Genomic DNA, 21,536 nt, shown 5'->3' with positions numbered 1-21,536 from the left:
ATGGCGCGCCGACCTTTCCCGGTATGATGTGCGCCCCGCAGTCTGGATTGCGAATACGCCATGACCTTGCAGTACCCTACAATCGCCGATTGCGTCGGCAATACTCCCCTGGTCCGCTTGCAACGCATGGCGGGTGAAACCAGCAATACCTTGTTGCTCAAGCTTGAAGGCAACAACCCCGCCGGTTCCGTCAAGGACCGCCCGGCGTTGTCGATGATTACCCGCGCCGAACTGCGCGGGCAGATCAAGCCGGGCGACACGCTGATCGAAGCCACTTCGGGTAATACCGGGATCGCCCTGGCCATGGCCGCCGCGATCAAGGGTTACAAGATGGTGCTGATCATGCCCGACAACGGCAGCGCCGAGCGCAAGGCGGCGATGACCGCCTATGGTGCCGAACTGGTGCTGGTCACCCAGGAAGAAGGCATGGAAGGCGCCCGCGACCTCGCCGAACGCATGGCCGCCGAAGGCCGTGGCGTTGTGCTGGACCAGTTCGCCAACGGGGATAACCCCGAAGCGCATTACACCAGCACCGGCCCGGAAATCTGGCGTCAGACCCAGGGCACCATCACCCATTTCGTCAGCTCCATGGGCACCACCGGCACCATCATGGGCAACTCGCGCTACCTCAAGGAGCAGAACCCGGCGATTCAGATCGTCGGCCTGCAGCCGATGGAAGGCGCGGCCATCCCCGGTATCCGGCGCTGGCCCGAAGAGTACTTGCCGAAGATCTACAACGCCACGCGCGTGGACCGCATCATCGACATGGCCCAGCGCGAAGCCGAGGACACCACCCGGCGCCTGGCGCGTGAAGAAGGCATCTTCTGCGGCGTGTCGTCCGGCGGCGCCGTGGCCGGTATGTTGCGCTTGTCCAGGGAAGTCGAAAACGCGGTGATCGTCGCGATCATCTGTGACCGAGGCGACCGTTACCTGTCGACCGGCATCTTCGACGAACCCAACTGATGGCCAAGCACGAGAGAGGCCTGCGCTTCCAACCGACGGGCGGCAGCCGGGCCCCGCAAATCCCCGTGGGCAAGAAGCAGCGCCTGACTATCGAGCGCCTGGCCAACGACGGTCGCGGCATCGTGTTCTTCGAAGGCCGCACCTGGTTCGTCAACGGTGCGCTGGCCGGCGAAGAGGTGGAAGCGCGGGTGCTCGGCGCCCACGGCAAGGTGGTCGAGGCGCGCACCGAACGTGTGTTCAAGGCCAGCGAACTGCGCCGCCCGGCTCCCTGCGCCCACGTTGGCCGCTGTGGCGGCTGCAGCGTGCAGCATTTGCCTCACGACGAACAACTTGCGCTGAAACAGCGCATGCTCGCCGAGCAATTGTCGCGCGTGGCCGGTGTCGAACCACAAGAGTGGGCCGCGCCCCTGAGCGGGCCGGAATTCGGCTACCGCCGTCGTGCCCGCGTGGCCGTGCGCTGGGATGCCAAGGCGAAACAACTCGAGGTGGGTTTCCGCGCGGTGGCCAGCCAGGACATCGTCGCCATCGATGATTGCCCGGTACTGGTACAGGCCTTGCAACCGATCATGCAGCGTCTGCCGAACATGCTGCGCCGCTTGAGCAAACCTCAGGCGTTGGGGCATGTGGAGCTGTTCAGCGGCTCGTCCATCGCCGTGTTGCTTCGACATATGGCACCGCTGTCTGACGCGGACATGCAGGTACTGCAGGAATTTTGCAGCTTCCATGACGCCCAGTTGTGGCTGCAGGGCGAGGGGCCGCCGCAACCGGTCGAGCCGGGCAGGGCGCTCGGTTTCCGCCTTGAGGCGTGGGATTTGGAGCTGGCTTACCGGCCGGGAGATTTTGTGCAGGTCAACGCCGGGGTCAACGAGGCGATGGTCGCCCAGGCCCTGCAATGGTTGGCGCCGCAACCCGATGAGCGGGTGCTGGACCTGTTTTGCGGGCTGGGCAATTTTGCCCTGCCACTGGCCAGGCAGGTCCGCGAAGTCGTTGCGGTGGAAGGCGTTCAGGCTATGGTGGAGCGCGCTGCAGAGAATGCCATCAGCAATAATTTGCATAATGTGCAGTTTTTCAGGCCGATTTGTCCCAGCCCCTGACCGACGCGGAATGGGCCAAACAGGGCTTTTCTGCGGTACTCTTGGACCCACCCCGCGATGGTGCCCAGGAGGTTGTGCGCAAACTGGCCGCCCTGGGAGCCAGGCGCCTGGTGTATGTGTCCTGCAATCCCGCTACGCTGGCGCGGGACACGGTTGAGTTGGTCAAGCAAGGTTACCGGCTAAAGCGTGCCGGGATCCTCGACATGTTTCCGCAGACAGCGCATGTCGAGGCCATGGCGTTATTTGAAGCGGGCTAGGATGCCCGTTTAATCCGACTGGCCTGCAGTCTCCAGGGCCGTGAATGCCAGGGAGTCTGCAGCAAGGTCGGCGATGATTTTTGGCGCATCCAAGGTGCGTCGTAGGGAAGGTAAGCAAGATGGTACAGGTGAGAGCACACCAGCCGATCAACACCGACGGCAGTATCAATCTCGAGGCATGGCTGGATCATGCCGTCAGTGTCGACCCGGCACTGGACCGTGAAGCCTTGAAAGCAGCCTGCGAGTTCGCTCGTGAGTCTGAACAACAGGACAATGCGGCCAAGAACCTGTGGGCGGAAGGCACGTCGAGCTTTCGTACCGGGTTGGAAATCGCCGAGATCCTTGCCGATCTCAAGCTGGACCAGGATTCGCTGATCGCCGCCGTGCTCTATCGCGGTGTGCGTGAAGGGCATATCCCGTTGCCGACCGTCGGCCAGCGTTTCGGCGCCGTGGTGGCCAAGCTGATCGACGGCGTGCTGCGCATGGCGGCCATCAGTGCCAGCCTCAGCCCGCGCCAATCGATGGTGCTGGGCACCCAGGGCCAGGTGGAAAACCTGCGCAAAATGCTGGTAGCGATGGTCGACGACGTGCGCGTCGCACTGATCAAGCTGGCCGAACGTACCTGCGCTATCCGTGCGGTGAAAACCGCCGATGACGAGAAGCGCAACCGCGTCGCCCGCGAGGTCTTCGACATCTACGCGCCGCTGGCGCACCGCCTGGGTATCGGTCATATCAAATGGGAGCTGGAGGACCTGTCCTTCCGCTACCTCGAACCCGATCAATACAAACAGATCGCCACGCTGCTGCACGAGCGGCGGCTCGACCGCGAGCGCTTTATCAGCGACGTGATGGGCCAGTTGCGCGCCGAGTTGCAGGCCACCGGCGTCGATGCCGACATCAGCGGCCGCGCCAAGCACATCTATTCGATCTGGCGCAAAATGCAGCGCAAGGGCCTGGCGTTCAGCCAGATCTACGACGTACGCGCCGTGCGTGTGCTGGTGCCGGAAATGCGCGATTGCTACACCGCGCTGGGTATCGTGCATACCCTGTGGCGGCATATTCCCAAAGAGTTCGACGACTACATCGCCAACCCCAAGGAAAACGGCTACCGCTCGCTGCACACGGCGGTGATCGGCCCTGAAGGCAAGGTGTTGGAAGTGCAGATCCGCACCCACGCCATGCACGAAGAGGCGGAGTTGGGCGTTTGCGCGCACTGGCGTTACAAGGGCACCGACGTCAAGGCCGGTTCCAACCAGTACGAAGAGAAAATCTCCTGGTTGCGCCAGGTACTGGAATGGCACGAAGAACTTGGCGACATCGGCGGTCTGGCCGAACAGTTGCGCGTGGATATCGAACCGGACCGGGTCTACATCTTCACCCCCGACGGCCACGCCATCGATTTGCCCAAGGGCGCCACGCCCCTGGACTTCGCTTACCGCGTGCACACCGAAATCGGCCACAACTGCCGGGGCGCCAAGATCAACGGGCGCATCGTGCCGCTCAACTACAGCCTGCAAACCGGTGAGCAGGTCGAGATCATCACCAGCAAGCACGGCACGCCGAGCCGCGACTGGCTGAACCCGAACCTGGGTTACATCACCACCTCGCGGGCGCGGGCGAAGATCGTGCACTGGTTCAAACTGCAGGCCCGCGACCAGAACGTCGCTGCCGGCAAGACCTTGCTCGAACGCGAACTGGCGCGCCTGGGCCTGCCCCAGGTGGACTTCGACAAGCTGGCCGAAAAGGCCAACATGAAGATCGCCGAAGACATGTTCGCCGCCCTCGGTGCCGGCGATTTACGCCTGGCCCAGCTGGTCAACCTGGCCCAGCAACTGGTGGAGCCGGAGCGCGGCAACGAACAGCTGGAACTGATCCCCCGCAAGGCCACCGGCTACAAGCCCGGCAAACGTGGCGATATCCAGATCCAGGGCGTGGGCAACCTGATGACGCAAATGGCCGGCTGCTGCCAGCCGTTGCCGGGCGATGCCATCGTCGGCTACATCACCCAAGGACGCGGGGTGAGCATTCACCGCCAGGACTGCGCCTCGGTGCTGCAGTTGGGCGGGCGCGAACCGGAGCGGATCATCCAGGTCAGCTGGGGCCCGGTGCCAGTGCTCACGTACCCCGTGGACATCATCATCCGTGCCTACGACCGCTCCGGTCTGCTGCGCGACGTCTCGCAGGTGCTGCTCAATGAGCGGATCAACGTGCTGGCGGTCAACACCCGCTCGAATAAAGAGGACAACACCGCGTTGATGTCCCTGACCATCGAGATTCCGGGGCTGGACGCGCTGGGGCGGTTGCTGGGGCGGATATCGCAGTTGCCGAACATCATTGAGACGCGGCGTAATCGCACTCCATGAACAGCTGGATGAACGCGGTTTAAAATGTGGGAGGGGGCTTGCCCCCGATGAGGGAGGGTCAGTTGGCACTTATATTGATTGACCCACCGCTATCGGGAGCAAGCCCCCTCCCACATTTGATCTTCAGCGGAAAGAGACTGATGTATTCACTTGAAGACCTGCTGCACCTCATGAGCCGCCTGCGCGACCCGCAATACGGCTGCCCATGGGACATCAAGCAAACCTACGCCACTATCGTGCCGCATACCCTGGAAGAGGCCTACGAAGTGGCCGACGCCATCGAGCGTGGCGACTTCGATCATCTGCAAGGCGAGTTGGGCGACCTGTTGTTCCAGGTGGTGTATTACAGCCAGCTGGCGCGGGAAGAAGGGCGCTTCGAATTTGCCGGGGTGATCGACAGCATCACCCGCAAGCTGATCCGCCGTCATCCCCACGTGTTCCCGACCGGCGACCTGTATGCACCGCTGGATATTCCTCAGCTGAGCGAAGAGCAGGTCAAGCAGCGCTGGGAGCAGATCAAGGCCGAGGAGCGCGCGGAAAAATCCGACGCACCCGAGCAATTGTCCCTGCTCGATGATGTGCCCACTGCCTTGCCATCACTGTCCCGTGCCGCCAAGTTGCAAAAGCGCGCCAGCCAGGTGGGTTTCGACTGGCCGTCGGCGTTGCCGGTGGTGGATAACGTGCGCGAAGAGCTGGATGAAGTGCTCGAAGCCATGGCCGATAACGATTCGGAAGCCATTGCCGATGAAGTCGGTGACCTGCTGTTTGCCGCGGTCAATCTGGCCCGTCACCTCAAGGTCGACCCGGAAACCGCGTTGCGTGGCGCCAATGCCAAGTTCGAGCGACGGTTCCGATTTATCGAACAGGCATTGCGCGAGACGCATCAACCCATAGAAGATTGCACCCTCGAAACGTTGGACGCCCTGTGGGGCGAAGCCAAACGCCAGGAAAAGAATGTTTCCAGCTGCGGTTGAGCAGTTGCCTAAGTGAGTACGCACCATGAGCCTTTCCCTTCGCGACCAGTTGCTCAAAGCAGGTCTGGTCAACCAAAAGCAGGCCAAGCAGGTCGGCAAAGAGAAGCAGAAACAGCAGCGGCTGGTCCACAAGGGCCAGGCCGAGGTCGATGACACCCAGGCGCGCCTGGCGGCCGAGGCGCACGCCGAGAAGGTCAAGCGCGACCAGGAGCTGAACCGTCAGCAGCAGGAAAAAGCCGAGGCCAAGGCCCGCACGGCCCAGGTCAAGCAACTGATCGAAACCTCGCGCCTGCCCAAGTTGACCACCGAGGACTACTACAACTTCGTGGATGACAAGAAGGTCAAGCGCCTGTCGGTCAACACGCTGATGCGTAACAAGTTGAGCAACGGCTCCCTGGCCATCGTGCATCACGGCGGCGGCTATGAGGTGATCCCGCGCGAAGCCGCGCTGAAGATCCAGGAACGCGCGCCGGAGCGTATCGTGCAGCTCAATATCCTGACGGAAACCCAGGTGCCGGATGAGGATGATCCGTACGCCGCCTACCAGATCCCGGATGACCTGATGTGGTAAATCGCTGAAAACAACAAACCCCGCCAAAAGGCGGGGTTTGTGTTTTTACCGTGCCGCGCCAGCCTGTTACCAATCCACCGCGTAGCTCAGGCTGAAGGTACGGCCTTCGGCATTCGGGTACGGCGCACGGGCGTTGGCCTGGGCGAACATGTTCTGGTAGTTGCGGTTGGTGAGGTTGTACACCGCACCTTCGAGGCGACCCACCGGCAGCCTTACCGAGCCCAGCAGGTCTACCAGCGTGTAGCCCTGGATATCGCGCCCGTTGTTGTCCTTGAACGCGGCGTCATAGTTGGCCAGGCGCATGCCCTGCAGGCGCAGGCTGTAGTCGCCACGGTCATAGCCGACGAACGCGGTGGTCTTGGCCGGGGAGATACGGGTGGCAGGCAGGTCGATCCATTTGCCGTTCTGCTGGGTCTCGCCTTTGGAATAGGCGTACGTGCCGCCGACCGACCACTGGTCGGTGACGTTATACGTCAGGCTGGTTTCGATACCGCGCACGCGTTCTTTCTGGTTGATCAGGCGTAGCACACGGTCATTGGCATCATAGAACTGCGTCACATCCGAGGTGTTTTCATACGCCGTGACATTGGCCAGCCACTTGTCCCAGTTGCCACGCCAGCCCAGTTCATAGCTGTTGACCTTCAACGCCTGGGCATTGAGGTCTTGAATGTTGTACGTGCTGTTGACGTCACGCAGGAAGCGCTGGATATCCGGCAGTGAAAAGCCCTGGCTGAAGTTGGCGAACACATCCTGGTTTTCACTCAGGTGGTACACCGCGCCGAGATTGTAGAGGGTGTCGTCATACTTGAGGGTGCCGCCCGGCAGTGTCGCGCGGTTGCCGGTCTGAACGATTTCGCCATAGGCGATGCTGTCGTCGACCTTGCTCTCGATCCATTCGCGGCGCACGCCACCGCGCAACGTCCAGTCACCGATATCATAGGACAACTGGCCAAAGATCGCCTTGGTGGTGGTCTGGATGTCCGGGCCCAGCTCGAAGGTGGTACCGGTCTTGGTGTACGTCAGGCCGTTGACCCGGTACTGGTCGCCGCGTTGGCGCGAGGTTTCATGATCATAGTCGGCCCCCCAGACCAGGTTGCCGGTCGCCGGGCCGATGTCCGGCATTTGCGTGTCGATCGCGGCGCGCAGGCCGTACACATCTTGCACGCTGTTGTTGTCCGACACCCCGGCTCGGCCCCGGGACAAGTCCGGGAAGAACAGCGCATCGGCGCGGCGCCAGTAACTTTCGACCTGCAAGCCTTGGCCGTAGAAGTCCTTGTCGGCGTAATTGAGGTTGACCGCCTGGTTGTGGGTGGACGGCTGGTCGTCCAGGTCCAGGCCTTTCACCGCGACGGCCTCGCTGGTAATGCGTGGGTTCTTGGTATAGCGGGTGTCCTGTTCGTCTTTGTAGTCTTGCAGTGACAGGCTGATCTTTTTGTCGTCATCCAGCTCGTAGCCGAAGCGACCTTGCAGGTCGTAGGTGTCGGTGTCCATGTTGCTGCCCTGGGACGTGTCCTGGGGAATGCGCTTGCCGTTACCGTCGAACTGGTCGTTGCGTTGCACCGCGTTGCCCGACAGGTACCAGTCCAGCGGGCCCTGGCGGCCTGTCGCGCTCTGGAATGCCTGGTAGGAAAAGCCTTTGTGGCTGAGGTTGTCACCGGCGGTCATGCCGATCTTGCTGCTGAAGGCCAGGTCTTCACCTTTGTTGCGCTTGGTGATGATGTTGATGATGCCGCCGGACGCACCGGCGCCGTAGACACTGCTGGCGCCGGAAATCACTTCGATGCGCTCGATGCTTTCCGGTGCCACGCTGTTGAGCTGGCGGAAGTTGTCACGCGTGGCGTTCTGGGAAACCCCGTCGATCAGGATCAGCGTATTGCGCCCGCGAAGCGTCTGGCCGAAGTTGCTCATGCCGCCGCTGGAGGGCGCGATGCCGGGGACCAGTTGCCCGAGAATATCGGCAACCCGGCGTCCTGCCGAGGTCTGCTGGCGGATCTGTTCTTCATTGATGACCTGCACCGAGCCCGGGATCGCCGCAATGCTGGTTTCACTGCGCGTGGCCGAGACCACCGTCGGCTGTAGTTGCAGGCTGGTCGCCGGCGTTTCTTCAGTTTGATCGGCCCAGACGGGCGCACTGATCGACCCGAGCAGGGGCAGCAGAACGGCCCATTGTGATGTGTTCATGACCTTGCCTTTGAGTTATTAGAAGTAGTGACAGAAAAAACGGACGTCTCAGGTGTTCGGGTGAGCGAACGAATGGCGCGGATGCCCAGCGCAGCCAGGGCATACGTCAGCGCGACCAGCCAGAAGCTGTGCGCCAGGCCCACCATGGCCATGCCGATGCCACCCAGCAGCGCGCCGCACAACGCGCCGGCCTTGGCGGCGCTGTTGCCCAGGCCCAGGGCGAACCCCTGCTGGCTGGGTGCAACGGTGTTGGCGATCAGCGTGTAGGCCACGGGCAACAACGCGCCTTGCCACACGCCCCACAGCAGCCGGCTGGCGAGGAAGCCAAACCATTCATTCGCCAATGCCGTGAAGGCCAGTGTGAAGGCGCAGGCCCAGGTGACCCACTCAATGATGCGCAGCGTGTGTGCAGGTTGATGTCGGTCAAACAGGCGGCCCCACAACGGCGCGGACAGTGCCAGGGTCAATGCGCTGGCGGCATAGCTGGCGCCGATCAGCCACGCGGGCGCATGCAGAACATCGGCAACATATAAGGCGTAGAACGGTTGCGGCATCATCTTGGCTGCTTGGATCAAGACGATGATCCCCAGCATCGCGCCGAGCCAGCCTTTGGGGAGTGCGGCGGGCGTCGAGGTGCGCGCGGGTCTCGATCGTGGTGAGTCGTTGGGTAAGAAGGCGCTGATTATTGCGCACAACAGGCAGACTGCGGTGGCGCTGTAGCACAGCAATGCGAAACCGGATATGTCCATCAGCCAGCCGCCCAACACCGGCCCGGCCAGGGAGCCCAAGGCGGTGGCGGATTGCAGCCGCGCCAGGATATGCCCGCGACCGCCATCGCCGCAGTAGGCCAGCGCATAGGCCTGCGCGGCCGCAATAAAGCCGGCCAGCGCACCCTGCGCTACCCGGATCGCCACCAGCAGCCAGGGATCGTAGGTGATGGCGGCCAGCGCCTGGCATATCGCCAGCGCCAGCAGCGCGCGGATGATCATCGGCTTGTGCCCGGTACGATCACCCAGGCGCCCCCACATGGGCGTAAGCACCATCGCCGCCATCATCGGCCCGGCATACACCAGCGCAGACAGCAGGCCGGTGTACTGGGCGTTCGCGGCGCCAAGCAGCTTCTGGATTTGCAATGGCCAGAAAGGGCCGCTCATTTCCATGGCGCCCATCGACACCAGCTGAATCACCACCAGCAAGCGCAGCGCCGTGCTGTTAGCCGACATTGGCGGCGCTACTCAGCGGGTTGGGCAGGCGCCCGACGATATCGGCATGGCTTTCCATCAGTCGCATGCGCATGAACGACTTGGCCGGCCAGTCCTGTTCCAGCAGCGCGGCACGTTCGGTCAGCCAGCGCTGAGGTTCGACCTCGCTGCGCACATCATCGAAGCACTGGCTGACCTGCGCTGACAGTTCATCCCACAACAGCGCCTGGGAAACCTCGAAGTGGCGCGCGCCGAGCAATACCAGCTCGCCCAAGTGGCACATGAACACTGTGTGCAGCAACTTGTCGCGCACGAAACCGGCATCGTCGTACAAGGTCATTTGCGGATCATGCAATTCGATATCCAGACCTTGGGCGTGCAAGGTTTTGCGGTCGATCCGGATATCGCCGAAATCGCGCAACAGCAGGCGGCTGACTTGCCCGTCCGCACCCATGACCATAAAGGAATTCTGCTGATGAGCCTCGAACGCCACGCCATAGCGCAGGTACATGCCCAGCAGGGCCGGCACGGCAATGGATGCGTAGTCTTTAAAAAATGCACACAGGGCCTGCGCATCGTCAGCGCCTTGGCTCAGGCGGACCCATTGCCTCAGCAACGGCTGCCCATGCTGGTCGGTGGCAAACAGGCTGCCCACCGGGACGGCCATTTCCCCGGTTTGGAGCAGGCTCTGCGGGTTGTCGCGATAAAGCACCGCCAGGTGGCGGGAGTGCTCGTCATTCACCGGCTGTGGCTTGAAATGCACGCCCAGGCGCTCGGGGACGATGCTGAGGATGTTCTGCAGCCCGGGCTCACGGGCCAGGATGGTCTGCAGTAGATGGCTGATCCGCGGCCCCATACGCGCCGAGCGTGGCGACACCGTGCGCTGCACGCTGGTCAGGCGCAGCGAAACCGGAAGCTTGACCATGGGCGCATCGCTGCGGCCCTCAGGCAAAACGGTGCGGAACGACATGGTCGGGTGGGCCGTGAATGCAACGATATCGGTGAGCACCAACAGCTGGTCGCCGATTTCATTGGCGAACAGCTGCGGTAGCTCCTGGCGAGCTTGCCAAGGGTGGGCAGGCAGCGGCAGATAATCGCTGGCCTCAAGGCCCTGTGCGGTCAGGTGCGCCGTCAATTGGCGAGCCGCTTGCGGGAAGTGGCCCTGCCACCACTGCCAGTAATCCGCCGTGCCGGCCAGGCTTTCGACATGGGCGTACTGGCGGTGCAGCGCACACAGCAATACCGGGAAACGCGCTTCGAACTCAGGCGAGAATTCGATCACCTGGTCTGTCGCCAAACCCAGCTTGGTCTTGTAGTTGGGGTGCCAGGGATGGCCAAGCGTGCCCCATTGCTCAAGCACTGACGTCGGGTTGCCAGCCTCTGGATCGTGCTTGAGGTAGCTGAGCAGGTTGTGCTGATGCACGGGGTCCATCGAGGTGTGCAGCTCGAGCGTCCATTGCGCGTGGAAGGCCAGGCACAGGGTGTCGTTGATGAAGCTGTCGTCGATCTCTGTGTTGAGGCGGTCCAGGACCTCTGGGGCGGCAGGCGATTCGAGGCGGGTGTTCAGTAAGGTCAGCAACTGCGACGGGAACTGGATGGTCTGTTCGGGCTGCCCAGCCCGCAGGACGCTGACCTTGCCTCGCAAATCCCAGCTGGCCATGCGGCCGGGGCGCAGGTGCTCAAAGCGCAGGCGGCTCTGGTCGGGCAGCACCAGCCAGCAGTGGTCGTGTTCGTCATAACTGAGGGTGTTGGGATCGAGCAGGCCTTCACGAAACAGGGCCTGGATCAGGCGTTGAAAACTTCGTTCGCAGGCGGGCGCCAAGGTGGCGACCAGTGTCTGAAGGGTGATGTGCCTGGCCTGGAATTGACGAGTGGCCAGCGCTTCACCCCAGCGGCCAAGCAGCGATTGTTCCGGTGTGGTGAGGTGTCCATGCATGAGGTCAAACTCCGTTTTCGTGGGGCCGAGTGAAAAGCGGAGCGATACTATCGAGAATCATTACCAATTGTCTATTTGTTGTTACGTTTTTATACCGTCGTAGGGATGCAGAGGAAAACGGCCACTTTATAAAACGAAAAACCCCGCTCAAAAAGGCGGGGTTTCTGTGTGTAGGCGGCCTGGCTGCGTGGGCCGGGGCGCCTACGCGATGTCAGGGTTTCAGGAGCCTTCTGCCTGGCGTCTCATTTCAAGCGATTCAAGTTCGTTTTTATAATTGTGGGCATCGCTCTCGTTGTGGAACATGCCGACCAGCAAATCTTGTTGATGTACGTCCCAGATGTGAATCCCGTGGCCTATCGCTTCATGGGACATATGTTCATCGTCGCGTTCAGTTACTTTTACAGTCATCTGCTTGCTCCAATCTCTGGTTGATCTGCGGCAAGTCGTCGCAGGCCTTTGTTATATGGTTTGTTAGCTTGCTAAGTAAACTGGTTTTGCGCGCAACAATTTATTGCAGGAAACGCAACATTCCTGCAGGCCGCGTAAACCGTGGCATTGGGTCGCAGTGGTGGGGGTTTTATGACAAAAGTTTCATGTTGTGGCAGGGCTTTGGAGGTTGTGTTGCCCCCGCCAATGCCATCGGGAGCAAGCCCCCTCCCACATTTTGAAATGCATTCCGAGTGTGGGAGGGGGCTTGCTCCCGATAGCGGTGGAGGCTTCAAAGCAGAACCTGCAGGCAAAAAAAAGCCCCGCATTCAGCGAGGCTCTTTTTAACTCATCAGGGCAATCAGCTCCCTTTGACAGCCTTACCGTCAACGGTGCCATCCTGCAGCATGATGTTGTATTCCTTGCCATCCGTTTCAACCTGGCGCAAGGCAACCAGAATGCCACCCTGGTCCTTGGCAAACCACATCTGCGTGATGCGCTTGCTCTGGGATGGATCACGCACGCGTTCAACCTTGATCGCGTCGATGGAACCGACCTTGGTCTGGACTTTTTCCGGGCCCATGACGCGGAAGTCATAGGTATCCACATCCGTACCTTCGGCCACTCGGTAGCTCATGCTTTTCTTGCCGGCAGCCACATCGCGCTGAAGGGCGAGTTGATAGGTGGACTTGTCGAGCATGCCGCTTTCGAGGGTGACGTTGACCGGGTCCTTGTTTTCAAAGCCGGTGATCTTCTTGGTCGCCTGGTCGAAATCCAGGTTGATCTTCTTCGCCTTGCCCAAACCGCCGCGCTCGAAGCTGTAGCTCTTGGGTTGCAGGGTGTCCTTGTCGAACAGGATCACGCTGGTTTCGGTCAGGCTGGCAATCATCATCGAGGCCTTGAAGTTCAAGGTCCAGGTGCCGTCGCCGTTCTTGGTCAGGCTGCGTTCAGCCGAACCACTCATGGGCAGCTGTTTCCAGTCGGCGGTGTAGCTGACGGAGAAGGGGTGAAGGTCCGCCGCTTGCACGGCAGGCAGAGCGAACAGCGCAAAAGCGAAGAGCAGGGCGCGACGCATAAAATCTCCTAGGTTCGAATCAAGTGGCCGCTGGCCGCGAGTAACTGACCATCCAATAATGCACCCCGTTCACCAAGAATCAACCGACCCTCGGCAAACCAGCGAACAGCCAACGGGTAAATCCTGTGTTCCTGGGTATGAACCCGTTGCGCAAGCGTCTGCGCCGAGTCATCCGACTCTACCGGAACCACTGCCTGTACGACCAGAGGCCCGCCATCGAGTTCCTCGGTGACAAAGTGCACGCTGCAGCCATGCTCGCGGTCGCCGGCGTCGAGGGCGCGTTGATGGGTGTGCAGGCCTTTGTACTTGGGCAGCAGGGAAGGGTGGATGTTGAGCAGGCGCCCTTCGTAATGCCGCACGAAATCAGCGCTGAGGATGCGCATGAAGCCGGCAAGTACGACGAGCTTGGGGTTGAAGGCGTCGATCAGTTCGATCAAGGCGCGGTCGAAGGCCTCGCGACCGTCGAACGCCTTGTGATCCAGCGAGCGGGTCTCGATACCCGCGTCCCTGGCGCGTTGCAGGCCGTAGGCATCGCTGCGGTTGGAAATCACCGCAGCGATGCGCACCGGGCTGTCGCCGGTGTGCGTGCTGTCGATCAGGGCCTGCAAATTACTGCCGGTGCCGGAAAGCAGCACCACGACATCACAGGTGACAGGCATCAATGCGCCTTAAGGTTCTTCAGTTCAACCTGGGCCGCACCTTCGGCAGCGCTGGCGATCTGGCCGATGACCCAAGGCTGCTCGCCGGCTTCACGTAGTACGTTCAGCGCGGTTTCAACGTGCTCCTGCGCCACGCAGATGACCATGCCCACGCCGCAGTTCAGCACACGGTGCATTTCGGTTTCGTTGACGTTGCCTTTCTCTTGCAGCCAGTCGAAGACCGCAGGGCGCTGCCAGCTGGCCACGTCGACAATCGCCTGGGCGCCTTTTGGCAGCACGCGCGGGATGTTGTCCAGCAGGCCGCCGCCGGTGATGTGGGCCATGGCCTTGACGGCGCCGGTGTCCTTGATCAGCTTGAGCAGCGGCTTGACGTAGATGCGCGTCGGGGCCATCAGCAGGTCGGTCAGTGGCTTGCCGTCGAGCTGGATGTTCTCGATATCGGCGCCGGACACTTCGATGATCTTGCGGATCAGCGAGTAGCCGTTGGAGTGCGGGCCGGACGATGGCAGGGCGAGCAAGGCGTCGCCGGCAGCCACTTTGGAACCGTCGATGATTTCGGATTTTTCCACCACGCCGACGCAGAAACCGGCCAGGTCGTAGTCTTCGCCTTCGTACATGCCTGGCATTTCAGCGGTTTCGCCACCGACCAGGGAGCAACCCGACAGTTCGCAGCCGGCGCCGATACCGGTGACCACTTGGGTCGCGGTCTCGACATTGAGTTTGCCGGTGGCGTAGTAGTCGAGGAAGAACAACGGCTCGGCGCCGCACACCACCAGGTCGTTGACGCACATGGCAACCAGGTCGATGCCGATGCTGTCGTGCTTGTTCAGGTTCAGTGCCAGGCGCAGCTTGGTGCCTACGCCGTCGGTGCCGGAAACCAGTACAGGCTGCTTGTAGCCGGCCGGGATTTCGCAGAGGGCGCCAAAACCGCCCAGGCCACCCATGACTTCGGGGCGCGCAGTGCGCTTGGCGACGCTCTTGATGCGTTCGACCAATGCTTCACCGGCGTCGATGTCTACACCGGCGTCCTTGTAGCTCAGGGAGGGTTGCTTGCTCATGATCCAGGCCTTTAGGGGGGATTTCTGGGTAACGACCGAGCGGGCAGGCACTTTTGGCGAAGGCCCAGCCGTTGACGGTCTGCGAAGGCGCGCGATTTTATCAGGCTTGAGGGGCAGCGGCCATCCTCGGGCCGACGGGCAGGGCATATGAGTCTAAAAAAAAACCGAATCGGCCCGGTAATGCACCGTATTAAGGTATAGCCTTGAATCCGCTATCGTTATGACAGTATGAAAACTTACCGAGACCCGTGAATGTTTTACCGGTCGCTGTGTCACAGCCTTGCCAAAACCGAGATCACGCGGTCTGTTCCAGCCGCTAAATTTGTCGTTCGGGAATCTTCCATGCGTCTGTGTAAATTCTTTTTTGTAGGCTGTTTGTCGTTGGTCAGCCTGGCGAGTCATGCCGAAACCCTCAATGGCCTCTATCAAGTCCTCGAACCGGTCAGCAGCCAGTCACCCCAGGAGCGTGACCAGGCCACCCAGCGCGCTGTGCAAACCCTGGTCATCCGCCTGACCGGCGATGCCAAGGCCGCCGAGGGCCCGGGCCTGGCGGCGATCCGCAAGGACCCGCAACAAATCATCAGCCAATACGGCTACGACGCCGGCCCGCCGGAAAGCCTGCAAGTGGATTTCGACCCGGTCAGCACCGATCGCGCCCTGCGTGACGCCGGCTTGGCGATCTGGGGCAGCAATCGCCCCTCGATCCTCGGCTGGTGGCTGAACGACTCTACCGAAGGCAGCAGCCTGGTCGGCGACGGCCAGGCGGTGGCTCAAGCGCTGCGCCGGGCGGCCCAGCACCGAGGCTTGCCGTTGCGCCTGCCGCTGGGTGACCTGGACGAACAGGTCGTCGCCACCGCGCCGAACCTGGAAAGTGCCGACGCCACGCCGCTGCGCGCCGCCTCCGAGCGCTATGGCGCCGATGCGTTATTGGCGGTGCATGCGCGCCAGGAAGGCAACCAGTGGCAGGCCAAATGGCGCCTGTGGCTGGGCGACAAGACCGAGCAGGGCAGCGTCCAGGGCGCTGACACTGGCGCGGTGGCTGATGCCGTGTTACTCGCCGTCAGCCAGAAGCTCGCGCCGCGTTTTGCGGTCAAGCCGGGGGTCAGCGCCGAACAGTTGCTGGAGGTGCAGGGCATGAACCTGGAGCGCTATGCCGTCCTGGGTCGTTTGCTTGAGCCCTTTGGTGGCCAGCCGCAGCGGGTAGACGGCACTCGTATTGTGTATCGCGTCAATGGCAGCGCCGATCAGTTGCGCACCCAGTTGAGCCTGGCCAAGTTGCAGGAAGTGCCGGCAGGTGAAGCCCCCGCCCCGCAACCGCCGGCCGATGGCGCACAACCGGCTGCCGCGCCTGAGCCCCAGGCGCAGTTACGTTTTCGTTGGTAAGTGGCCTGGCTTCTATATAGAAGCGGCAAGCAAATAACAGAGGAAGTGGTTCATGGCGGATACGCGTCGTTGGGTGTGGCTTGGCGGGATTGTCCTGCTGTGCGTTTTTGTGTTCTTGCTGCATTCGATCCTGACGCCATTTCTGGTGGCGTTGCTGCTCGCCTATCTGTTCGATCCGGTGGTGGATCGCCTGGAGAAGGCCGGCCTGTCGCGAACCTGGGGTGTGATCGCGGTGTTTGCCTTGTTTACCCTGATCATCACCGCACTGGTGCTGGTGCTGGTGCCGATGCTGGCCAAGCAGCTGTATCGACTTTACGAACTGGCGCCGCAGATGCTCGACTGGTTGCAGCACACGGCGATGCCATGGGCCCAGGCCAAGCTTGGGCTGTCGGACGGGTTCTGGAAGTTCGACAAGGTCAAGGCGGCAATCAGTGAACACATGGACAAGACCACCGATATCGTCAGTATGGTGCTCAGCCAGGCAACCGCTTCCAGCCTTGCGCTGATCGGCTGGCTGACCAATCTGGTGCTGATCCCGGTGGTGGCGTTTTACCTGCTGCGGGACTGGGACATCATGATGGCCAAGATCCGCAGCCTGCTGCCGCGCGACCGCGAGGAACGCATCGTGTCCCTGGCGGGCGAGTGTCACGAGGTACTGGGGGCGTTCGTGCGCGGGCAACTGCTGGTGATGCTGGCGCTGGGCGTCATTTACGCCGCCGGCCTGATGGCGATCGGCCTTGAGCTGGGCCTGTTGATCGGCCTGATCGCCGGCCTGGCCGCGATCGTGCCCTACATGGGATTCGTGATCGGCATCGGCGCGGCGCTGGTGGCGGGGCTGTTCCAGTTTGGCGGCGACCTGTACCCGATGCTGGGCATCGTCGCGGTGTTCATGGTCGGCCAGGCGCTGGAAGGCATGGTATTGACCCCGCTGCTGGTGGGGGACCGCATCGGCCTGCATCCCGTGGCGGTGATCTTTGCGATCCTGGCGGGCGGTGAGCTGTTCGGCTTTACCGGCATCCTGCTGGCGCTGCCGGTGGCGGCGGTGATCATGGTGCTGGTGCGGCATGTTCACGATATGTACAAGGATTCGGATGTGTACACGGGCGTTGAAGATCCCGATCTGTAATCGCGCTATCACGAACCCGGCTCATGGCCGGGTTTGTTGTTTAATGTGGCGGGTGCGTCAAACAATTTGCGCAAAACCAACAGGTTAACGCAAACCTTTGATTTTGCTTATGGTCTGCTGCATTGTGCGCCCGGCGCCACGCGTATAAACTTTGCAAACTTTACACAGAGGCCACTCACGGTTCGATGGGAGCCGTTCAGTCAGCATGAAACCGATTCAGCTGCCCCTAGGTGTGCGTCTGCGTGACGACGCTACCTTTATCAACTACTACCCAGGCGCCAATGCCGCTGCACTCGGCTATGTCGAGCGCCTCTGCGAAGCCGACGCCGGGTGGACTGAAAGCCTGATCTATCTGTGGGGCAAGCATGGCGTCGGGCGTACCCACTTGCTGCAGGCCGCGTGCCTGCGTTTCGAGCAGATGGGCGAGCCGGCGGTTTACCTGCCGTTGGCTGAGCTGATGGACCACGGTGTGGGGATCTTCGACAACCTCGAACAATACGAACTGGTGTGTCTGGACGATTTGCAGGCCATTGCGGGCAAGGCGGACTGGGAAGAGGCGCTGTTTCATCTGTTCAACCGCTTGCGTGACAGTGGCCGCCGCCTGTTGATCGCCGCGTCTACGTCGCCGCGTGAACTGCCGGTGAAGCTGGCCGACCTCAAGTCGCGGCTGACGCTGGCGTTGATCTTCCAGATGCGGCCCTTGTCCGACGAAGACAAACTCCGTGCCCTGCAACTGCGCGCCTCGCGGCGCGGCCTGCACCTGACCGACGAGGTCGGGCACTTTATCCTCACCCGTGGCACGCGCAGCATGAGCGCGCTGTTCGAGTTGCTCGAACAGCTCGATCAGGCCTCGTTGCAGGCCCAGCGCAAGCTCACCATTCCCTTCCTCAAAGAAACCCTAGGCTGGTAGCCAAGCCTTGTGTTTTCAGGCCTTCGGCAAATTCCAGGCGTCAGAAAACCTGCGTTTTAGCCGGTTTGGCCACGCACAGGGCAGGTCTCTGGGATTAACGGCTTAGATGGCGTGGTCCAAACAGGAAGTCACAAAGAGTTCGATTGAATTTGCAAATCGATGTGATAGAAGGCATAGTCTCGCCTTCTTTACACATCAGCCACGGTCGTGCCCATGCTAAATCGCTTCGCACCCCTCGTGCCTCTCGCACTCGTTACCCTGTTGTTTGGTTGCGCCTCCCACCCTCAGCAGGTGGCAGAACAGCCCAAACCACAGGTTCAAAATCAGGCTAAATTCGTTGCTGCACAGTCTGCTTCTGTTTATGAAGAAGAGCTGGCAACCGAAAAAGAGCTGGCCGACTTCTCCGGCGGCAAGCCTTACCAGCTCCCCGTTCTGGCCGACAGCATTCTCGAACGCGGCATGTCCCTGATCGGTACCCGCTACCGTTTTGGCGGCACCTCTGAAGCCGGTTTCGATTGCAGCGGTTTTATCGGCTACCTGTTTCGTGAAGAAGCCGGCATGAATCTGCCGCGCTCCACCCGCGAAATGATCAACGTGAAAGCACCGTTGGTCGCGCGAAACAACCTCAAGCCCGGTGATCTGCTTTTCTTTAGTACTGCCGGTCGCGGTCGTGTCAGCCACGCCGGTATCTACCTGGGCGATAACCAGTTTATCCACTCCAGCAGCCGTCGTAGCGGTGGTGTGCGGGTCGATAGCCTGGGTGACAGCTACTGGAGCAAAACCTTCATCGAAGCCAAGCGTGCACTCGCCATGGCCCCGTCTACGGTTACCGCCAGTAAGTAAAGTTAAAGTGATACTTGAAGTTTGACGCGTAAGCGCTAGAATCCCTGGACATTGTTGTAATCCGTTCGCGCGAGCTTTGCTTGCGCGTTCTGGTTTTCAGCGTTCGGCAGCGAAAGCCGCATCCAGACCAGGATTGTTCTGCCCATGTCGACCTCGGCCCGCCTCTTTCTTCTCGTTTGCGCCGCGCTCCTCAGCGCCTGCGCAAGCCGTCCACCGCCGCCTGCTCCTGTAGCCGTCAAGCCTAAGCCGGTGTTCAACTATTCCACCCAGAATTTCTCGCCGGCCGCCGAAGACGTGCTATTCCGCGCGCTGGGCCTGGTGGGCACGCCGTATCGCTGGGGCGGCAATACGCCGGACTCGGGCTTTGATTGCAGCGGCCTGATTGGTTTTGTCTACCGCGACGCAGCCGGTATCACTTTGCCGCGCACTACCCGCGAGTTGATCGTGATGCGTGCCCAGGACGTCAGCGAGCAGAACCTGCAAACCGGTGACCTGTTGTTCTTTGCCACCGGTGGTGGTTCGCGGGTGAGTCACGCCGGCATCTACGTGGGTGAGGGTCGTTTTGTGCACGCTCCGCAGACTGGCGGTACGGTGAAGCTGGATACGTTGTCGAAGGCGTATTGGCAGAATGCTTACCTGAGTGCCAAGCGGGTACTGCCGGCAAACTTGGCACGCAATCCCTGAATCAGACACCGAACCAAATGTGGGAGGGGCTTGCTCCCGATAGCAGTGGGTCAGGCGCAGATACTGTGACTGATACTCCGCTATCGGGAGCAAGCCCCCTCCCACATTGGTTTTGTATCTGTTCAGGGGTCTTTATTTGGCCGCCGACACCCGCCACACCTTATTCCCCACATCATCGGCCACCAGCAAAGCCCCTTGCTGATCGATCACCACCCCCACCGGCCGGCCCATGGCGTTCTCATCTTTATCAAGGAACCCGGTCAGCACGTCCACCGGCTTGCCTTTCGGCTGCCCGCCCTCGAACGGCACGAAGATCACCTTATAGCCACTGTGCGGCTTGCGGTTCCACGAACCATGCTGGCCGATGAACGCACCGTTGCTGAACTGCGCCGGGAGTGTGTTGCCCTGGGCGAAGGTCAGCCCCAGCGACGCGGTATGCGGGCCGACCGCATAGTCCGGCGCAATGGCCTTGGCGACCAGCTGCGGGTTCTGTGGGGTGACGCGCACATCCACATGCTGCCCGTAATAGCTGAACGGCCAGCCATAGAACGCGCCGTCCTTGACCGAGGTGATGTAGTCCGGCACCAGGTCGCTGCCGATTTCATCGCGCTCGTTCACCGCCGTCCACAATTTGCCGCTCTGCGGCTCCCACGCCATGCCGTTAGGGTTGCGCAGGCCGGAGGCGAAAATACGATGCTGGCCCGTGGCGCGGTCCACTTCCCAGATCGCCGCCCGACCTTCTTCGGCTTCCAGGCCATTCTCGCCGACGTTGCTGTTGGAGCCGACGCTGACGTACAGCTTGCTGCCATCCTGGCTGGCGATCACGTTTTTAGTCCAGTGATGGTTGAGGCTGCCACCCGGCAAATCGACGACTTTGGTGGCGGCCGCCTTGATCGCGGTCTCCCCAGCTTGATAGGGGAAACGCAGCAACTTGTCGGAGTCCGCCACGTACAGGTCGTTGCCGACCAGGGCCATGCCGAAGGGCGAGTTGAGGTTTTCCAGGAACACCGTGCGCGTTTCGGCGACGCCGTCGTGATCGGCATCGCGCAGCAGGGTGATGCGGTTCGGGCTCGGCACACCTGCGCCTGCGCGGCCCATGACTTTCTCCATGACCCAGCCGCGCACGCCTTTGGCGTCATCGGGCTTGGGCGGTGCATTGGTCTCGGCCACCAGGATGTCGCCGTTGGGCAGCACGTAGAGCCAGCGCGGATGCTCCAGGCCCTCGGCGAATGCAGCCACCTGGGTGCCGGCAGCGGCCGTCGGCTTGGCGCCGTCGGGCCAACCGACGGCCGGCGCGATGTTCACGGTGGGGATCAGCGTCTTGTTCGGTTCCGGCAACCTGGGCGAGGGCCCGGTGCCGTCGGCTACCTGCAGGGTAGAGCTTTCTCCGCAGGCGGCGAGGGTGCCGGCGAGCATGATCAGTAGGGCGAGTCTGGTTTTGTGCATGGTGTTCTCCTGAATACCTGTAAGGGTAGAGAAGCACATCACCTTGATGGTTCAAGTACAGGGCCAGCTTTAATTGACGCTCCACCCCCAACCCACTAACCTTCGCGGCTTGTTCCAGGTGCTCTGTGGCGCATGCGTCGACAGAGTGAAACAGGGAAGCCGGTGAGTGAGCGCACTTGTACACAGTGCCGCCGCAATTCCGGCGCTGCCCCCGCAACGGTAAATGAGTCAAGACGGCGCTGTTGGCCACTGTATCGCAGGCGATATGGGAAGGCGCGCCGTTGGCATGTCCTGTCTAAAGGCAGAGCGCCACTCATGAGCCCGGAGACCGGCCTGAAACATCCAACAGCATCACGGTGGGCGATGCTTGGCTGTCTGTTTTTCC

At 61.5% G+C, this 21,536-nt stretch carries 17 protein-coding genes, 1 pseudogene and 1 riboswitch; of the genes and pseudogenes, 10 read left to right on the top strand and 8 right to left on the bottom strand.

What is annotated here, in order from left to right; genetic code table 11:
* Positions 1–60 precede the first annotated feature (60 nt).
* From cysM to C4J88_RS19200, 5 genes and pseudogenes are all read left to right on the top strand, one after another.
* The gene (cysM, locus tag C4J88_RS19220; protein ID WP_124363840.1) at positions 61–963 is read left to right on the top strand and encodes a cysteine synthase CysM; all 903 of its coding nucleotides are present in this window, start codon (positions 61–63) and stop codon (positions 961–963) included.
* Positions 963–2,314: pseudogene (gene rlmD / locus C4J88_RS19215) on the top strand (23S rRNA (uracil(1939)-C(5))-methyltransferase RlmD). The gene cysM and the pseudogene rlmD overlap by 1 nt, the downstream one beginning before the upstream one ends.
* 119 nt (positions 2,315–2,433) lie before the next feature.
* Entirely contained in the window at positions 2,434–4,677 is a 2,244-nt protein-coding gene (relA, locus tag C4J88_RS19210; RefSeq protein WP_124363838.1) for a GTP diphosphokinase, read from the top strand.
* A 140-nt stretch (positions 4,678–4,817) separates the two neighbouring features.
* A complete protein-coding gene (gene mazG, locus C4J88_RS19205; RefSeq protein ID WP_124369006.1) occupies positions 4,818–5,651 on the top strand; it encodes a nucleoside triphosphate pyrophosphohydrolase in 834 nt (277 codons plus the stop codon).
* 25 nt (positions 5,652–5,676) lie between these two features.
* Positions 5,677–6,222: a DUF2058 domain-containing protein gene (locus C4J88_RS19200; RefSeq protein WP_124407853.1), complete on the top strand. Its 546-nt coding sequence runs from the start codon at positions 5,677–5,679 to the stop codon at positions 6,220–6,222.
* Positions 6,223–6,288: 66 nt separating this feature from the next.
* Here the strand turns inward: C4J88_RS19200 and C4J88_RS19195 are convergent, their stop codons facing one another.
* The 7 genes from C4J88_RS19195 to purM form a co-directional block, all read right to left on the bottom strand.
* A complete protein-coding gene (locus C4J88_RS19195; RefSeq protein ID WP_124407852.1) occupies positions 6,289–8,403 on the bottom strand; it encodes a TonB-dependent receptor in 2,115 nt (704 codons plus the stop codon).
* Entirely contained in the window at positions 8,400–9,626 is a 1,227-nt protein-coding gene (locus tag C4J88_RS19190) for an MFS transporter (RefSeq protein WP_124407851.1), read from the bottom strand. Before C4J88_RS19190 ends, C4J88_RS19195 begins: the two co-directional genes overlap by 4 nt.
* Positions 9,616–11,541, bottom strand: coding sequence for an IucA/IucC family siderophore biosynthesis protein (locus C4J88_RS19185; protein WP_124407850.1), 1,926 nt, complete (start codon positions 11,539–11,541; stop codon positions 9,616–9,618). Before C4J88_RS19185 ends, C4J88_RS19190 begins: the two co-directional genes overlap by 11 nt.
* A 219-nt stretch (positions 11,542–11,760) precedes the next feature.
* A complete protein-coding gene (locus C4J88_RS19180) occupies positions 11,761–11,949 on the bottom strand; it encodes a hypothetical protein (protein ID WP_124367883.1) in 189 nt (62 codons plus the stop codon).
* Positions 11,950–12,328: 379 nt separating this feature from the next.
* Positions 12,329–13,042, bottom strand: coding sequence for a DUF3108 domain-containing protein (locus C4J88_RS19175; protein WP_124363833.1), 714 nt, complete (start codon positions 13,040–13,042; stop codon positions 12,329–12,331).
* A gap of 8 nt (positions 13,043–13,050) precedes the next feature.
* Complete coding sequence (gene purN, locus C4J88_RS19170; protein WP_124407849.1) at positions 13,051–13,701, bottom strand: phosphoribosylglycinamide formyltransferase; 651 nt, start codon at positions 13,699–13,701, stop codon at positions 13,051–13,053.
* Entirely contained in the window at positions 13,701–14,759 is a 1,059-nt protein-coding gene (gene purM / locus C4J88_RS19165) for a phosphoribosylformylglycinamidine cyclo-ligase (protein WP_124363831.1), read from the bottom strand. Before purM ends, purN begins: the two co-directional genes overlap by 1 nt.
* A gap of 342 nt (positions 14,760–15,101) precedes the next feature.
* Here purM and C4J88_RS19160 point away from each other — a divergent pair, with 342 nt between their 5' ends.
* From C4J88_RS19160 to C4J88_RS19140, 5 genes are all read left to right on the top strand, one after another.
* A complete protein-coding gene (locus tag C4J88_RS19160; RefSeq protein ID WP_124407848.1) occupies positions 15,102–16,142 on the top strand; it encodes a DUF2066 domain-containing protein in 1,041 nt (346 codons plus the stop codon).
* A gap of 52 nt (positions 16,143–16,194) precedes the next feature.
* Positions 16,195–17,268: an AI-2E family transporter gene (locus tag C4J88_RS19155; protein ID WP_124407847.1), complete on the top strand. Its 1,074-nt coding sequence runs from the start codon at positions 16,195–16,197 to the stop codon at positions 17,266–17,268.
* A 205-nt stretch (positions 17,269–17,473) separates the two neighbouring features.
* The gene (gene hda / locus C4J88_RS19150) at positions 17,474–18,178 is read left to right on the top strand and encodes a DnaA regulatory inactivator Hda (protein ID WP_124363828.1); all 705 of its coding nucleotides are present in this window, start codon (positions 17,474–17,476) and stop codon (positions 18,176–18,178) included.
* A gap of 213 nt (positions 18,179–18,391) precedes the next feature.
* The gene (locus C4J88_RS19145; RefSeq protein WP_124407846.1) at positions 18,392–19,021 is read left to right on the top strand and encodes a C40 family peptidase; all 630 of its coding nucleotides are present in this window, start codon (positions 18,392–18,394) and stop codon (positions 19,019–19,021) included.
* Positions 19,022–19,165: 144 nt separating this feature from the next.
* Positions 19,166–19,705, top strand: a complete 540-nt coding sequence (locus tag C4J88_RS19140; protein ID WP_124363826.1) for a C40 family peptidase — start codon at positions 19,166–19,168, stop codon at positions 19,703–19,705.
* A gap of 132 nt (positions 19,706–19,837) precedes the next feature.
* Here C4J88_RS19140 and C4J88_RS19135 read toward each other — a convergent pair whose 3' ends face one another.
* A complete protein-coding gene (locus tag C4J88_RS19135; protein ID WP_124407845.1) occupies positions 19,838–21,151 on the bottom strand; it encodes a sorbosone dehydrogenase family protein in 1,314 nt (437 codons plus the stop codon).
* Positions 21,152–21,250: 99 nt separating this feature from the next.
* A riboswitch (cobalamin riboswitch) is annotated at positions 21,251–21,503 on the top strand.
* Positions 21,504–21,536: the final 33 nt, after the last annotated feature.

It is taken from the genome of Pseudomonas sp. R4-39-08 (assembly GCF_003852275.1).
Taxonomy (GTDB): Bacteria; Pseudomonadota; Gammaproteobacteria; order Pseudomonadales; family Pseudomonadaceae; genus Aquipseudomonas.
This window is presented reverse-complemented; position numbering and strand designations above follow the sequence as displayed.

Excerpts from the sequence above, each read along its gene's own strand:
- C4J88_RS19200 (WP_124407853.1), top strand. The coding sequence starts at position 5,677 with ATGAGCCTTTCCCTTCGCGACCAGTTGCTCAAAGCAGGTCTGGTCAAC.
- C4J88_RS19180 (WP_124367883.1), bottom strand. The coding sequence starts at position 11,949 with ATGACTGTAAAAGTAACTGAACGCGACGATGAACATATGTCCCATGAA.
- cysM (WP_124363840.1), top strand. The coding sequence starts at position 61 with ATGACCTTGCAGTACCCTACAATCGCCGATTGCGTCGGCAATACTCCC.
- hda (WP_124363828.1), top strand. The coding sequence starts at position 17,474 with ATGAAACCGATTCAGCTGCCCCTAGGTGTGCGTCTGCGTGACGACGCT.
- C4J88_RS19140 (WP_124363826.1), top strand. The coding sequence starts at position 19,166 with ATGTCGACCTCGGCCCGCCTCTTTCTTCTCGTTTGCGCCGCGCTCCTC.
- C4J88_RS19145 (WP_124407846.1), top strand. The coding sequence starts at position 18,392 with ATGCTAAATCGCTTCGCACCCCTCGTGCCTCTCGCACTCGTTACCCTG.
- relA (WP_124363838.1), top strand. The coding sequence starts at position 2,434 with ATGGTACAGGTGAGAGCACACCAGCCGATCAACACCGACGGCAGTATC.
- C4J88_RS19160 (WP_124407848.1), top strand. The coding sequence starts at position 15,102 with ATGCGTCTGTGTAAATTCTTTTTTGTAGGCTGTTTGTCGTTGGTCAGC.
- mazG (WP_124369006.1), top strand. The coding sequence starts at position 4,818 with ATGTATTCACTTGAAGACCTGCTGCACCTCATGAGCCGCCTGCGCGAC.
- C4J88_RS19195 (WP_124407852.1), bottom strand. The coding sequence starts at position 8,403 with ATGAACACATCACAATGGGCCGTTCTGCTGCCCCTGCTCGGGTCGATC.
- C4J88_RS19185 (WP_124407850.1), bottom strand. The coding sequence starts at position 11,541 with ATGCATGGACACCTCACCACACCGGAACAATCGCTGCTTGGCCGCTGG.
- C4J88_RS19135 (WP_124407845.1), bottom strand. The coding sequence starts at position 21,151 with ATGCACAAAACCAGACTCGCCCTACTGATCATGCTCGCCGGCACCCTC.
- purM (WP_124363831.1), bottom strand. The coding sequence starts at position 14,759 with ATGAGCAAGCAACCCTCCCTGAGCTACAAGGACGCCGGTGTAGACATC.
- C4J88_RS19190 (WP_124407851.1), bottom strand. The coding sequence starts at position 9,626 with ATGTCGGCTAACAGCACGGCGCTGCGCTTGCTGGTGGTGATTCAGCTG.
- C4J88_RS19175 (WP_124363833.1), bottom strand. The coding sequence starts at position 13,042 with ATGCGTCGCGCCCTGCTCTTCGCTTTTGCGCTGTTCGCTCTGCCTGCC.
- purN (WP_124407849.1), bottom strand. The coding sequence starts at position 13,701 with ATGCCTGTCACCTGTGATGTCGTGGTGCTGCTTTCCGGCACCGGCAGT.
- C4J88_RS19155 (WP_124407847.1), top strand. The coding sequence starts at position 16,195 with ATGGCGGATACGCGTCGTTGGGTGTGGCTTGGCGGGATTGTCCTGCTG.